This is a genomic window from Gilliamella sp. Choc4-2 (assembly GCF_001690355.1).
GTDB classification, from domain to species: domain Bacteria; phylum Pseudomonadota; class Gammaproteobacteria; order Enterobacterales; family Orbaceae; genus Gilliamella; species Gilliamella apicola_A.
On the sequence record NZ_LZHG01000008.1, the window covers coordinates 15,899 to 31,412 of the forward strand.

The 15,514-nt window shown below is 36.2% G+C and carries 11 protein-coding genes; all 11 read right to left on the reverse strand.

The window, feature by feature from the left end:
• Positions 1 to 1,047: a phosphate acyltransferase PlsX gene (gene plsX / locus A9G34_RS01460; protein WP_080715938.1), complete on the reverse strand. Its 1,047-nt coding sequence runs from the start codon at positions 1,045 to 1,047 to the stop codon at positions 1 to 3.
• Between the two features lie 33 nt (positions 1,048 to 1,080).
• Entirely contained in the window at positions 1,081 to 1,248 is a 168-nt protein-coding gene (gene rpmF / locus A9G34_RS01465) for a 50S ribosomal protein L32 (RefSeq protein ID WP_025316508.1), read from the reverse strand.
• A gap of 4 nt (positions 1,249 to 1,252) precedes the next feature.
• Entirely contained in the window at positions 1,253 to 1,762 is a 510-nt protein-coding gene (gene yceD / locus A9G34_RS01470; protein ID WP_065568667.1) for a 23S rRNA accumulation protein YceD, read from the reverse strand.
• Positions 1,763 to 2,234: 472 nt separating this feature from the next.
• Complete coding sequence (locus tag A9G34_RS01475) at positions 2,235 to 3,158, reverse strand: TPM domain-containing protein (protein ID WP_065568668.1); 924 nt, start codon at positions 3,156 to 3,158, stop codon at positions 2,235 to 2,237.
• Positions 3,159 to 3,163: 5 nt separating this feature from the next.
• Positions 3,164 to 3,763 carry a LemA family protein gene (locus A9G34_RS01480; protein WP_065568669.1) on the reverse strand — a complete coding sequence of 200 codons (600 nt, stop codon included), beginning with the start codon at positions 3,761 to 3,763 and terminating at the stop codon, positions 3,164 to 3,166.
• A gap of 722 nt (positions 3,764 to 4,485) precedes the next feature.
• Positions 4,486 to 8,703: a DNA-directed RNA polymerase subunit beta' gene (rpoC, locus tag A9G34_RS01485; RefSeq protein WP_065568670.1), complete on the reverse strand. Its 4,218-nt coding sequence runs from the start codon at positions 8,701 to 8,703 to the stop codon at positions 4,486 to 4,488.
• A gap of 90 nt (positions 8,704 to 8,793) precedes the next feature.
• The gene (gene rpoB / locus A9G34_RS01490) at positions 8,794 to 12,822 is read right to left on the reverse strand and encodes a DNA-directed RNA polymerase subunit beta (RefSeq protein ID WP_065568671.1); all 4,029 of its coding nucleotides are present in this window, start codon (positions 12,820 to 12,822) and stop codon (positions 8,794 to 8,796) included.
• 247 nt (positions 12,823 to 13,069) lie between these two features.
• Positions 13,070 to 13,438 carry a 50S ribosomal protein L7/L12 gene (rplL, locus tag A9G34_RS01495; protein WP_034948204.1) on the reverse strand — a complete coding sequence of 123 codons (369 nt, stop codon included), beginning with the start codon at positions 13,436 to 13,438 and terminating at the stop codon, positions 13,070 to 13,072.
• 56 nt (positions 13,439 to 13,494) lie between these two features.
• Entirely contained in the window at positions 13,495 to 13,992 is a 498-nt protein-coding gene (gene rplJ / locus A9G34_RS01500; protein WP_025316516.1) for a 50S ribosomal protein L10, read from the reverse strand.
• A 231-nt stretch (positions 13,993 to 14,223) separates the two neighbouring features.
• Positions 14,224 to 14,925, reverse strand: coding sequence for a 50S ribosomal protein L1 (gene rplA / locus A9G34_RS01505; RefSeq protein WP_034948207.1), 702 nt, complete (start codon positions 14,923 to 14,925; stop codon positions 14,224 to 14,226).
• A 3-nt stretch (positions 14,926 to 14,928) separates the two neighbouring features.
• Entirely contained in the window at positions 14,929 to 15,357 is a 429-nt protein-coding gene (gene rplK / locus A9G34_RS01510; protein WP_034948212.1) for a 50S ribosomal protein L11, read from the reverse strand.
• Positions 15,358 to 15,514: the final 157 nt, after the last annotated feature.

Below are 15,514 nucleotides of genomic sequence, written 5' to 3' on the forward strand. Positions count from 1 at the left end.
TTATTCACTCTTGGGTAGTGCAGAAGAAAGGCTAGTTGCAATCTTCTCAGGTATATTTGTTTGTATAGCCAAAATAGCTTGTTCTATTGCTGCATAAAATGATTTTTGATTGGCACTACCGTGACTTTTAATCACAATACTCCGAAGTCCAAGCAAGCAAGCTCCATTATATCGTCCCGGATCTAAATAACCAAAATTTTTTGCGATCTTTCTTTGTAGCCACTTACTGAATAAATTCGTTAATAATGAATGACGGTTAAGCGATAACTTAAAAGATGACATAAGAATTTTAATTAAACCTTCAACCGTTTTTAATGTCACATTACCTACAAAACCGTCACATACTAATACATCTGTTCTACCAGTTAAAAGCTCATTACCTTCTAAATAGCCAATATAATTAATTTGATTATTTGATTTCAATATAGAAGCTGCAGCTCTAATTTTATCCAAGCCTTTAACCTCTTCTTCCCCAATATTAAGTAATGCAACCCTAGGACGTTCAATCTTAAGCACTGTTTTAGCTAAGATCTCTCCCATTGTTGCAAATTGAACTAACATATCACTATCACATTCAGCATTAGCACCTAAATCTAAGACGACTGTATTTTGATTATTTAATGTGGGAATAATTGCAACTAAAGCGGGACGATCAATACCAGTTAAAGAATGTAACAATAACTTTGATAGCCCCATTAATGCTCCTGTATTACCTGCGCTGACGCATGCTTGAGCTTTATTATCTTTTACTAGTTCAAGAGCCATTCTCATTGATGAACTTTGGCTATGGCGAATAGCATAAGCAGGCTTCATATCATTAGCAATAATCGTAGTTGATTCAATCAAAATTAACCGCCGCTCCAATTGATATTGGGTGACAAGCTTTGTATTTTCTTTTGATAGAAATAGACTAACTTCTGCTGGATTACCCACCAGAAAAATAGAAAGGTTTGGATAATAATTTAGCGCTTCTATTGCAGCTGGAACAACAACACGAGGACCTAAGTCCCCGCTCATAGCATCTAACGCAATGGTTAGATTATCCAAAATATCACCTGAGGGTTTCTAATTAATGAGTAATTATTTAGAAATCACTTTACGACCACGATAATAACCATCAGCGGTCACGTGATGACGTAAATGTGTTTTTCCTGATTCATCAACTGAGATATTAGCAACAGTTAATGCATCATGAGAACGACGCATACCACGTTTTGCACGAGTTTTACGATTCTGTTGAACAGCCATGGATTTACCCCTTATTCTTTAAACTAACTAAAATTGCAAATGGATTTGGTTTTTCATTTTCAATTGGAATGTCGCCAAAAACCATATCTGCCTCTGACACTTCGCAGTGTTTACTATTATGTACCGGCACAATTGGCAACGAGAGAATAATTTCGTCCTCTAGTAACGCTAATATATCTACTTCGTCAAACTCGTTCATCAAAACGGGTTCATAGTGTTCCGGCAGTGTCTCTGCATGAGTATCACTCTTAACAGGACTAAATTTATTCATCACATGAACTTCTGTGACAAAAGGTCTAAAACAACGTTGGCAAATTTGTTCTAACGTTATTTTTGCATCAATATTAATAACACAAATTCGTTGCTCATCAAAATCAAAAGATAAACTACACTCAATATTACTTTTCGGATTTTCAACCCTAGTTATTGCTTCATTCGGATAATATCCAATATAATCAAGCCTTTTCTGTGCTGCTTTAATCGGGTTAATTGTTAATGGCAATTTATTTTGCATAACCAATGCATATCTACCTAAATATTATTATGTGCTATCAAAAACAACACAATGCCGTAAGGCGCGCATATTACCTTTAAATCATGTTTTCGTCAATGGGCACACACAAGATAATTTACTTTAGTTATTGATTATTACATTAATATTTATTCCATTTTTATTATTTAATTTTCATAAAAACTCTAGAAAAGCTGGCACATCAATACAAAAATATTTATAATACAATAAGATGCCGCTATATCACTAATTACCAGCCGACCCAATAGCTTCATTCGCAGATGATGTTTAAGATTACTTTTTATGCTTAGCTTATTATTAATTCAAAAGTTTTACAGATTAATTCTCAGATTTATTAAAGTGCCCAAATCATTAAAATAAATTAATTAAAATGATATCTAAATGCTTTTTATAAGTTTTCTTACCCAGGTAATATTAGCTTGTATTTGAGAATTCAAACTTAACATGAGCTATATTACCAACGCCCCGAAGCCCCACCACCACCACTACGACCACCGCCGCCACCGCCAAATTTACCGAAACTACGGCTAGAACTGCGACTAGTACCAATACCACCACCTAAGTTTCCTCTAAAACCTCCGCCAGAATGACCATTAATAGCACCAGAAAAGTGAAGAGAAAAATAAATACTTATAAAAAAACAAGCTAATACTAATACAAAAGAAATAGAACAATCATTCCATAAAACAAAGCCGCTAGTAGATAGAGTATTTAATATTGCAGTTAAAAAAACTCGTTTGCCTAAAGTTGAAAAAACTAAACGAGAAAAGACAAAGCAAATAAAAAAAGAAGCTATTGCCCATCCAATAACTTTATTGCTTATGCTAATTAAATCATTGCCTTTATTGGCATTTGATTGAGTATCAGTTAATTGTTGTGACTTATTAAAGTGGCTATTGAAAACAGTTAATTTATTTTTTATCACAGTAATAGCATCACTAATTCCTTGATAATAGTTATTCTGTTTAAATTTCGGTGCTAATTGTTCCTGAATAATATGACTCGCTATTAAGTCAGTTATAGTGCCTTCTAGGCCATAGCCAACTTCAATACGCATTAACCTATCTTCTTTAACAATTAAAAGAAGTATGCCGTTATCAGCATCTTTTTTTCCAATTTTCCAATTGATAAAAACTCTATCTGCATACTGTTCAACAGTTTCATTACTAAGTTTAGCAATCATGAGCACTGCAATTTGTGCGCCATCGGTCCTTGATTGTTCAAATTCAATCAAACTCGATTCTAGCTCATTAAGTTGTGATTTGGTTAATGTATTGGTTATATCAACTACACGCTGATTAAAAATAGGAATAGTTGTTAGCGCAAAACTAGAACAATTAAAAATCAATAATAGACTAATTATGAGATATTTTTTCATTCGTTTTATTGTCCAAAATTGACAGCAGGCGGGTCAGAAATTTGTTTTTCGTTTTCTGCCATAAACTGTTGTTTAGAATGTTGTCCTACCATATCTGCAATCCATTTAGTTGGTAATTGACGGATTAGAATATTAAAATTCTTAACTGCTTCAATATAGCGCCCCCTTGCAACTGTTATGCGATTTTCTGTTCCTTCTAGTTGATCCATTAAATTTTGGTAAAGAGTATTAGCTTTAAGCTCTGGGTAATTTTCACTTACGGCAATAAGTCTACTTAACGCTGAGCTCAAGTCAGATTGAGCTTGTTGGAATTTTGAAAATAAAGCTGGATCTGCCAACTGATCTGCTGTTATTTGGATAGCGCCTACTTTTGCTCTAGCCTCAGTAACTTGAGTAAAAACGTCTTTTTCATGAGTAGTATATCCTTTAACTGTATTAGTTAAGTTAGGAACTAAATCAGCTCGGCGCTTATATTGGTTGACGACTTCCGACCAAGTTGCTGCTACTTTTTCATCTTGCATTTGTATTTTGTTATAATTTGTAAAAAAGACAAATCCACTAATAATAAGCAGCGCAATAATAATGATTAATGATTTTGATTTCATCGTAAACCCTTATAACCAGTTGAAATTATGGATAGTTCAATGTGTTCAAGATTCATAAAAATAATATAATAATATAAGTTAGCTACCAATTCTATATTTATGATAATTTATATTTTAATCTATAAACAGACTAGTGTTACATGTATCAACAATAATAGAGTTCTTATAGAACATAAAAATGATTTTACGATTATGTCGGTTGTTCTAAGGCTTGCTAGTTCTTATTTTATATATAGCGTTGTCTTATGTAATAGCTTTTTTAGTAAAAGATACTTATTATTATCAAATTTATTGATTAATTATTGCTCATGGCACTGTTATTTTAATATGACATTATTGTTATTGGTTAATATTTTATAATTATAAAATACTTTCTAAACATTCTAATTTTGCTAGTTCTCAATAAATATCTTGGTGGATTAGTCTACTGTTGGTATTACTATGAGTATTTTTGAAATTGCCTGAATTGACTCAAGCTTCAGAATCAGTTTTTGTTTTCCACTAAACAAATGTTGAAAATAACATATAATTATCTTCTATTTTTCCTGTTAAAAAGCAAAAATGATTAAAACCTTTTATCTCACATTTAAATCACTGTCACCGATTACGCCATACCTCAATGAAGATATCTTCACTATCTGATTTAATTTTAAAACTATATTATTACATAAAAAAAATAGCACGTATGATTGCGTGCTATTTTAATAAATTAGTATTACTGACTATTGATTTTCTTCTGCAGAATTAAGTAGTTCAGCTAAGTTAGCTGTTGCTTCCTCTGCTGAAATTGTTGTTTGAATCTCATCAGTTGATGGCATTGCTCGTTTACGTAAACGTTCCTTATGGTAAGCATAACCTGTACCTGCTGGAATTAATCGGCCAACAATTACGTTTTCTTTTAAGCCACGTAATTCATCATTTTTACCAGCTACCGCAGCTTCAGTTAAGACGCGAGTTGTTTCTTGGAACGAAGCCGCAGAAATAAACGATTCAGTCGTTAACGAGGCTTTAGTAATACCTAGTAAGTCGTGTAAGTAAACAATTGGCTCTTTACCTTGTGCTTCAAGTTCACGGTTGATAATCTTCAAGCGTGAAACTTCAAGTTGTTCACCTTCAAGCAAGCGAGAACCACCTGGACGAATAACTGTTGCTTTACGTAACATTTGACGTACGATAACTTCAATATGTTTATCGTTAATTTTTACACCTTGCAAACGATAAACTTCTTGAACTTCGTTTACAATATAACGAGTTACCGCATTAACACCACGTAGACGTAAAATATCATGAGCTGATTCAGGTCCATCAGAAATTACATCTCCACGACCAACTTGTTCGCCTTCAAAAACGTTAAGTTGACGCCATTTTGGAATCATTTCTTCATATGGTTCACTACCATCTAACGGAGTAATAATTAAGCGACGTTTACCTTTCGTTTCTTTACCAAATGAAATAATACCATCAATTTCAGCCAAAATAGCTGGTTCTTTTGGCTTACGTGCTTCAAATAAGTCTGCAACACGTGGTAAACCACCGGTAATATCTTTGGTTCCGACAGATGCTTGTGGAATACGAGCAAGAGTGTCACCAATATTGATTTCTGCACCATCCTCTAGCTGTACTAACGCTTTACCTGGTAAAAAGTATTGTGCAAGCATTTCTGTACCAGCAAGATAGATATCTTTACCTTTAGCATCAACAATTTTAATTGCTGGACGTAAATCTTTACCCACACCAGTACGTTCTACCACATCTAATATCACAATAGATGATAAACCAGTTAATTCATCAGTTTGGCGAGTAATAGTTTGCCCATCAACCATATCAACAAAACGAACAAAACCTTTTGCTTCAGAAATAACTGGCATTGTATGTGGATCCCAGTTAGCAACAGTTTCACCTGCATCAACTGCTACACCATTACCTTTGCTTAAAATCGAACCGTAAGGAACTTTATAGGTTTCTTTCATTCGACCTAAGTCATCAATAATGGTTAATTCAGCATTACGTGAAGTTATAACCAATTTCTTATCTGGATTAGTTACAAATTTAGCATTAGTTAATTTAATACTACCTTTGTTTTTAACTTGTACACTTGATTCAGCAGCTGCTCGCGATGCCGCTCCACCAATATGGAACGTACGCATGGTTAACTGAGTACCTGGTTCGCCAATTGACTGCGCAGCAATAACGCCGATGGCTTCACCTTTGTTCACTAAGTGACCTCGAGCTAAGTCACGACCATAACATTTTGCACAAACACCGAAATCAGTATCACACGAAACCACAGAACGCACTTTTACACTATCAATCGATTCAGCTTCCAGTAAGTCACACTTACTTTCATCAAGTAATGTATTACGTGGAATTAAGATATCTGCACTACCTGGTTTTAATACATCTTCAGCTGTAACTCGACCTAATACACGCTCACGAAGTGGCTCTTTAACATCACCACCTTCGATAACTGGTGTCATAACCACACCTTCTAAGGTACCACAATCGTCTTCAATTACCACTAAATCTTGTGCAACATCAACTAGACGTCGAGTTAAGTAGCCTGAGTTTGCTGTTTTTAATGCAGTATCAGCAAGACCTTTACGCGCTCCATGAGTAGAAATAAAGTATTGAAGTACGTTTAACCCTTCACGGAAGTTTGCAGTGATAGGAGTTTCGATAATCGAACCATCTGGTTTTGCCATCAAACCACGCATACCTGCAAGCTGACGAATTTGAGCTGCGGAACCACGCGCACCTGAATCCGCCATCATATAGATACTATTGAAAGAAGATTGAGCTTCTTCTTCACCTTCACGGTTAATGACTTTTTCAGTTGATAAGTTATCCATCATCGCTTTAGCAACACGTTCATTAGCTGCTGCCCAAATATCAATAACTTTGTTATAACGTTCACCGGCTGTTACTAAACCTGATTGGAATTGCTCTTGTATTTCAGCAACTTCAATTTCGGCTTCATTGATGATTTGTATTTTCTTGGCAGGGATTTCCATATCATCAATACCAACTGACACACCTGAACGCGCAGCATATGCAAATCCTGTATACATAATTTGATCTGCTAAAATTACCGTTTCTTTCATACCTAATTGGCGATAGCAAATATTTAAAATCTTAGAGATTGCTTTTTTACCAAGCGGTTGATTGATAACTGAGAAGTTCATCCCTTTAGGCATGATTAACCACAAAATTGCTCGACCGACCGTTGTATCAATAAGTGAAGTCGTTTCTTCCCATTCTCCAACGTTATTGCATTGACTTTCAGTAATACGAACCTTAACCTTAGCATGTAATTCAACTAGACCTAAACGGTATAACTTTTCAGCTTCTTTAGGACCAGTTAATACCATTCCCTCACCTTTAGCATTAACTTTATCACGAGTCATATAGTAAAGACCTAAAACCACATCCTGTGAAGGAACGATGATAGGCTCACCACTCGCAGGTGAAAGGATATTGTTGGTTGACATCATTAATGCACGTGCTTCTAACTGTGCTTCTAACGTTAATGGAACGTGAACCGCCATTTGGTCACCATCAAAGTCAGCATTAAATGCTGCACAAACCAATGGGTGCAATTGAATTGCTTTACCTTCAATTAAAATCGGTTCAAATGCTTGAATACCTAATCTATGCAATGTTGGTGCACGATTTAATAATACTGGGTGTTCACGAATAACTTCATCTAAAATATCCCAAACAACTGCATCTTCACGCTCAACCATTTTCTTTGCTGCTTTAATGGTTGTTGCATAACCGCGACGTTCTAGTTTCCCGTAAATAAATGGTTTGAATAATTCAAGTGCCATTTTCTTCGGTAAACCACACTGATGCAAATGCAAGTATGGACCAACAGTAATTACAGAACGACCAGAATAATCAACACGTTTACCTAACAGATTTTGACGGAAACGACCTTGCTTACCTTTGATCATATCAGCAAGTGATTTTAATGGACGTTTGTTGGAACCAGTAATAGCTCGTCCACGGCGACCATTGTCTAATAATGCATCAACAGATTCTTGTAACATCCGTTTTTCATTACGTACAATGATATCTGGTGCAGCTAAATCCAATAAACGTTTTAAACGGTTATTACGATTAATCACTCGGCGATAAAGGTCATTAAGATCTGACGTTGCAAAACGACCACCATCAAGTGGCACTAATGGACGTAAATCCGGCGGCAATACAGGTAATACATTTAGAATCATCCATTCAGGTTTATTTTCAGACTGAATAAATGCTTCAATAATTTTAATTCGTTTAGTTATTTTTTTGCGTTTAGTTTCTGAATTAGTCGTTGCTAATTCATCACGTAAAGCTTCACATTCTGCTTGAACATCAATATTTCGTAGTAGCTCTTGAATAGCTTCTGCGCCCATGCGAGCATCAAATTCGTCACCAAATTCTTCTAACGCATCTAAATATTGTTCTTCAGTTAAGATCTGACCACGTTCAAGATTTGTCATTCCTCCATCAAGAACCATAAATGATTCAAAATAAAGGACACGTTCAATATCACGAAGTGGCATATCAAGTAATAAACCAATACGAGATGGTAATGATTTTAAAAACCAAATATGAGCTGTAGGTGACGCAAGTTCAATATGTCCCATACGTTCACGACGTACTTTAGCTTGAGTTACTTCAACTCCACATTTTTCACAAATAACACCACGGTGTTTTAGACGTTTATATTTTCCACATAAACATTCATAATCTTTTACTGGTCCGAAAATACGTGCACAAAACAATCCATCACGTTCAGGTTTGAACGTACGATAATTGATTGTTTCAGGTTTTTTGACTTCACCAAAAGACCATGAGCGAATCATATCAGGAGAAGCAAGGCCTATCTTGATAGCATCAAAGTCTTCAGTTTTTGTTTGTGCTTTTAGAAACTTTAATAAGTCTTTCACAATTGACTCCTATGGAGTTAAACCAATTAGATAACTTATTATTACTAATAAGTTATCCCTATAAATAGAAATCATTTAAGTTAGCAAAAATTACTCTTCATCTAACTCTATATTTATACCTAGCGAACGAATCTCTTTTAATAGTACATTAAATGATTCTGGGATCGCAGGTTCCATACGATGATCACCATCTACAATATTTTTATACATTTTAGTTCGACCGTTTACGTCATCTGATTTAACAGTTAACATTTCTTGTAATGTATAAGCTGCACCATATGCTTCAAGTGCCCACACTTCCATCTCACCAAAACGTTGACCACCAAATTGAGCTTTACCACCCAATGGCTGTTGAGTAACCAGACTGTATGAACCAGTAGAACGAGCATGCATTTTGTCATCAACTAAGTGATTCAATTTGAGCATATACATATAACCTACAGTAACTGGACGTTCAAATTTTTCACCCGTACGACCATCATACAAAGTAATTTGACCAGAAGTTGGTAAGTCACCCAGCTCTAGTAATGCCTTAATTTCTTGCTCTTTAGCACCATCAAATACAGGTGTTGCTAATGGCATACCATTACGTAAATTTTGTGCTAAAGTCATCACTTCTTGATCAGTAAATTCTGCAACATTAACTTTTTGCGCAGCACCTAAACCAAGATCATACGCTTTTTGAATAAATTCACGTAATTTAGCTAATTCCTGCTGTTCTTTTAGCATAGCATCAATCTTCTGACCAATACCTTTAGCGGCCATACCCAAATGAGTTTCTAAGATCTGTCCAATATTCATACGGGACGGAACACCTAGCGGATTCAATACGATATCAACTGGACGACCTTTTTCATCATATGGCATATCTTCAATTGGGTTAATTTTTGAAATAACCCCTTTGTTACCATGGCGACCAGCCATCTTATCACCCGGCTGAATTTGACGTTTAACTGCCAAGTAAACTTTAACGATTTTAAGAACACCAGGCTGTAAATCATCACCTTGAGTGATCTTCATGCGTTTTGCTTCAAGTTTTTTGTTAAACTCTGTTTTGATTTCATCGTACTGTTCAGCCAACTGTTCTAATTGGGCTTGTTTATCTTCGTCTGCAATACCAATTGTTAACCATTTTTCATGTGGTAAAGTATCCAATTTATCAGCTTTGATCCCGCCTGAAATTAGTACCTCACGAATGCGAGCAAACAATGCAGCCTCTAAGATTTTAAGTTCTTCAGTTAAATCTTTTCTTGCCTGCTTAAGTTGCATCTCTTCAATTTCAAGCGCACGTTTATCTTTTTGTACGCCATCTCGAGTAAAGACTTGAACATCAATTACTGTACCTGAAACTCCATTTGGAACACGTAAAGAAGTATCTTTAACGTCAGAAGCTTTTTCACCAAAAATCGCACGAAGTAGTTTTTCTTCTGGGGTTAATTGTGTTTCGCCTTTTGGTGTTACTTTACCAACAAGAATATCACCACCTTTAACCTCAGCACCAATATATACAATCCCTGATTCATCAAGTTTAGATAATGCTGCTTCGCCTACATTTGGAATATCAGCAGTAATTTCTTCAGCACCTAATTTGGTGTCTCGAGAGATACAAGATAATTCTTGAATATGAATTGAAGTAAAACGGTCATCTTGTACCACTTTTTCAGAAACTAAAATAGAATCCTCGAAGTTATAACCATTCCATGGCATAAATGCCACTCGCATATTTTGACCTAATGCTAATTCACCTAAGTCTGTCGATGGGCCGTCTGCAAGTACATCGCCACGTTCAACTTTTTCACCCAGTTCCACACATGGAATTTGGTTGATGCACGTATTTTGGTTAGAACGGGTATATTTAGTTAAGTTATAAATATCAATACCTGTTTCACCAGCATATATTTCATCAACATTAACATTAACAACAATACGAGAAGCATCAACATATTGAACTGTACCACCACGACGAGCAACCGCTGTTACACCTGAGTCAACAGCTACTGCACGTTCCATACCAGTCCCAACAAACGGCTTTTCAGCTTTTAACGTTGGCACAGCTTGACGTTGCATGTTTGCCCCCATTAAAGCACGGTTCGCATCATCATGCTCTAAGAATGGAATTAATGAAGCACCAACCGATACAATTTGTTGAGTTGATACATCCATATAGTGAACTTGATCCGGGGTATATAATCCAGATTCACCATTTAAACGACAAGTCACTAATTCTTCTTTAAAACGGCCTGCATCATCTAGATTGGAGTTAGCCTGAGCAATAACAAACTCACTCTCATCAATCGCTGATAAATAGTTAATTTCATCAGTTACAACACCATCAATCACACGGCGATACGGTGTTTCTAAGAAGCCATACTCATTAGTCCGAGAATAAACTGCTAGCGAGTTAATCAAACCGATATTTGGACCTTCAGGTGTCTCAATCGGACAAACCCGACCATAGTGAGTAGGATGTACGTCACGAACTTCGAATCCTGCGCGCTCACGAGTTAAGCCACCAGGACCTAATGCAGAAATACGGCGTTTGTGTGTAATTTCCGACAATGGATTATTTTGATCCATGAATTGTGATAACTGGCTTGATCCAAAGAACTCACGAATCGCTGCTGAAATTGGTTTAGCATTAATCATATCTTGTGGCATTAGTGAATCAAGATCGCCTAATGATAAACGTTCTTTAACTGCTCGTTCTACACGAACTAGACCAATACGGAATTGGTTTTCAGCCATTTCACCCACACTACGTATACGGCGGTTGCCCAAATGATCAATATCATCCACGTCACCATGACCATTACGGATACTAATAAGCTTTTTCATAACATCGATGATATCATCTTTTGTTAAAACGCTTTCACCTTCAATATCGTCACGGCCTAAAGAACGGTTAAATTTCATCCTGCCAACAGCTGATAAATCATAACGTTCATCAGAGAAGAATAAATTATCGAATAGCGCTTCAGCAGCTTCTTTTGTTGGTGGTTCACCAGGGCGCATCATACGATAAATTTCAACTAGCGCACCTAGACGGTCACGAGTTGAATCAACATTCAGTGTTTCAGAAATAAATGAACCATGATCAAGGTCATTAGTAAATAATGTTTCAATTTTTTTGTGACCAGCATTAGTTAATTCTAGTAATAATTCTAATGAAATTGGTGTATTGGCAAAGGCAATAACTTCACCTGTCTCTTCATTAACATAATTTTTTGCAAGTACTTTGTTAACGATATATTCAACTGGCACATCAATTTTGCTAACTTTATCTTTTTCTAATTCACGAATGTGACGAGCTGTAATACGGCGCCCTTTTTCTACATAAGTTTTACCTTTTGCTTCAATATCAAAAAGTGCAGTTTCCCCACGTAAACGCTCAGGCACAAGATCCATTTTTAGTTTGGATTTGCCTACTTCAAAAAACGTTTTTTCGAAGAAGATATCTAAAATTTCTTCTGTTTCATAACCTAGCGCACGCAAAATTATTGTCGCTGGAAGTTTACGACGACGGTCAATACGAGCAAAAAGATTATCTTTTGGATCAAATTCAAAATCAAGCCAAGAGCCACGATAAGGAATAATCCGAGCATTATATAAAACTTTCCCAGAAGAGTGCGTTTTACCTTTATCACTATCAAAGAACACACCAGGACTACGATGTAACTGTGAAACAATAACGCGTTCAGTACCATTGATCACAAATGTACCATTGTCTGTCATTAAAGGAATTTCACCCATATAGACGTCTTGTTCTTTAATATCTTTTACTGTTCCTTCTGGTGCATCTTTATCATAAATAACTAAACGTAATTTTACGCGCAATGGTGCTGAGTAAGTGATCCCTCTAATTTGACATTCTTTAACATCAAACACAGGTTCGCCCATTTTAAAGCTCACGTATTGTAACTCAGCGTTACCACTATAACTTTTTATCGGAAATATTGAACGAAAAGCGGCTTCTAAACCGTATTGGCCTTCAGGGTCTTGCTCAATAAATTTCTGGAACGAATCAAGTTGAATAGAAAGAAGATACGGTATATCCAAGACTTGTGGACGCTTACCAAAATTCTTACGAATTCGTTTTTTCTCGGTATAAGAGTAAACCATTAGTTCCTCAACTTGCTTATCTGCTATTTTTTTAGCATGATTAAATATTCATCAGGGTACTACTATTAAATAATAACGCCTGACACCTCATCGAAATATCTATAAATATCAATTGATTAGGCTTATTAGATATACTATTTCTTTATTGCTTTTTACTGATAGTCTTCAAATAAAATTCTTCAGATTGTTACAGCGCAAAAAGGCTGGAGGTAAAAACCCCCAGCCATTTAGCTTGCCATCGATTAATTTACTTAAGTTCGACAACTGCACCAGATTCTTCAAGTGACTTTTTAAGCTCTTCAGCATCAGCTTTACTAATACCTTCTTTAACTGTAGCTGGAGCTGATTCAACAAGATCTTTAGCTTCTTTTAAGCCTAAGCCTGTTGCACCACGAACTGCTTTGATAACAGCTACTTTGTTTGCACCAACATCTTTTAAGATTACATCAAACTCGGTTTTTTCTTCTGCTGCTTCAGCTGGACCTGCGGCAGCAACGGCAACAGCTGCTGCTGCAGAAACGCCAAACTTTTCTTCCATCATTGATACAAGTTCAACAACGTCCATTACAGACATTTCTGCGACTGCATCTAAAATTTGTTCTTTAGTGATAGACATAATATAGTTTCCCAAATTTACAATTTTAATTAATAAAATTCACAATCATAATGCAATTAAGCTGCTTCTTTTTGATCGCGAACTGCTGCAAGAGTACGAACCAATTTGCCAGCTGCGGCTTCTTTCATGGTTGACATCAAGCGAGCTAATGCTTCTTCATAGGTAGGTAATGTTGCTAAGCGATCAATGTTCGCTGCAGTAATTAACTCACCTTCAAAGGCTGCGGCTTTAATCTCAAATTTATCATTTTCCTTAGCAAACGCTTTAAAAATACGTGCTGCAGCACCTGGGTGCTCATTTGAAAATGCAATTAGAGTAGGACCAACAAACGTATCTTTTAAGCACTCATATTGAGTGCCCTCAACAACACGGCGTAATAGCGTATTACGAACAACACGCATATAGACACCAGCTTCACGAGCAGATTTACGTAATGCAGTCATTTTTTCTACAGTTACGCCACGAGAATCAGCAACAACTGCAGATAGCGCACCTTTGGCGATTTCATTAACTTCAGCAACAATCTCTTGTTTATTTTGAAGATTTAGTGCCATTGGTTTTGCTCCTGGATTAAAACTAGGCAAAGCCTAGACTTATTTAAACTAACTACACATGTAGTTAGCACAACCACGATGAGCAGAATCCTTCTATTATATCTATCAGGTTCTGTCACCGTCTACGTAGGAAAATTAAGCAATTAAATATCAATTACACCTACGGTCTTGGACGGGGTCTGGTTAAGGCCAGACACCAACCGATTTTTCAATATCTAATCAAAAAGATAATTAAACAGTTGTACTCAATGTTGTTTGATCTATGGTAACACCAGCACCCATTGTAGTAGAAAGACTAACTTTTTTCACAAACACACCTTTAGAAGATGCCGGTTTTGCACGTTTTAAGGCAACAAGTATTGCTTCTAAATTTTCTTTAAGTTTATCTGCATCAAAATCAGCTTTACCAATTGTAGTGTGAATAATACCATTTTTATCATTACGGTAACGAATTTGACCAGCTTTAGCATTTTTAACAGCTTCTGCAACGTTAGGTGTTACAGTGCCGACTTTAGGGTTTGGCATTAAACCACGTGGTCCTAAAATTTGACCTAACTGACCAACAACTCGCATAGCATCTGGTGAAGCAATAACCACATCAAAGTTCATTTCGCCTTTTTTAATTTGATCTGCAAGATCATCCATGCCTACTAATTCAGCACCGGCTTCTCTAGCTGCTTCAGCGTTTGCCCCTTGAGTAAATACAGCAACTCGAACACTACGCCCTGTCCCATGAGGCAACACTATAGCGCCACGAACATTTTGATCTGATTTACGTGAATCAATACCCAAATTAACCGCAACATCGACGCTTTCGGTAAATTTAGCTGTAGCCAACTCTTTTAACAAAGCAATCGCTTCATTAATTTCATATTGTTTGGTTGCATTCACTTTTTCGCGGATAAGTTTAGCTTTTTTAGATAATTTAGCCATGAATTAACCCTCCACTTCCAGACCCATTGAACGCGCTGTTCCTTCGATAGAACGCATCATCGTTTCAATGGTAGAACCATTCATATCTGCAGCCTTTAATTCAGCAATTTCACGAATTTGAGTGCTTGTAACTTTACCTACTTTTTTCTTATTAGGCTCACCAGAACCTGACTTAATTTTAGCAGCTTTCTTTAATAAAACAGCTGCAGGAGGAGTTTTAGTTACAAATGTAAATGAACGGTCAGAATACACAGAAATTACTACTGGTATAGGTAAACCTTTTTCCATACTTTCTGTTTTAGCATTAAACGCTTTACAGAATTCCATGATATTTACACCATGTTGACCAAGTGCCGGACCAACTGGTGGACTTGGATTAGCTGCACCAGCTGCTACTTGCAACTTGATGTAAGCTTGTACTTTTTTTGCCATTTTAGTTTCCTTTTCTCGGGTACAAACGCCTCTTCTATTAATAAATTACTAATAAACAGACAGCTCCCCTAAGTTAAATGAGGGCGAAATTATCCTACAACTAATAAATAAATGCAAGCCCTATTTATTAGCAATCAAAAATATAAGCAGGAAAAAT

What these genes read in the sequence shown, in the direction of transcription:
- rpmF (WP_025316508.1), bottom strand. Translation starts at nt 1,248, where the DNA reads ATGGCTGTTCAACAGAATCGTAAAACTCGTGCAAAACGTGGTATGCGT.
- yceD (WP_065568667.1), bottom strand. Translation starts at nt 1,762, where the DNA reads ATGCAAAATAAATTGCCATTAACAATTAACCCGATTAAAGCAGCACAG.
- A9G34_RS01475 (WP_065568668.1), bottom strand. Translation starts at nt 3,158, where the DNA reads ATGAAAAAATATCTCATAATTAGTCTATTATTGATTTTTAATTGTTCT.
- A9G34_RS01480 (WP_065568669.1), bottom strand. Translation starts at nt 3,763, where the DNA reads ATGAAATCAAAATCATTAATCATTATTATTGCGCTGCTTATTATTAGT.
- rpoB (WP_065568671.1), bottom strand. Translation starts at nt 12,822, where the DNA reads ATGGTTTACTCTTATACCGAGAAAAAACGAATTCGTAAGAATTTTGGT.
- rplL (WP_034948204.1), bottom strand. Translation starts at nt 13,438, where the DNA reads ATGTCTATCACTAAAGAACAAATTTTAGATGCAGTCGCAGAAATGTCT.
- rplJ (WP_025316516.1), bottom strand. Translation starts at nt 13,992, where the DNA reads ATGGCACTAAATCTTCAAAATAAACAAGAGATTGTTGCTGAAGTTAAT.
- rplA (WP_034948207.1), bottom strand. Translation starts at nt 14,925, where the DNA reads ATGGCTAAATTATCTAAAAAAGCTAAACTTATCCGCGAAAAAGTGAAT.
- rplK (WP_034948212.1), bottom strand. Translation starts at nt 15,357, where the DNA reads ATGGCAAAAAAAGTACAAGCTTACATCAAGTTGCAAGTAGCAGCTGGT.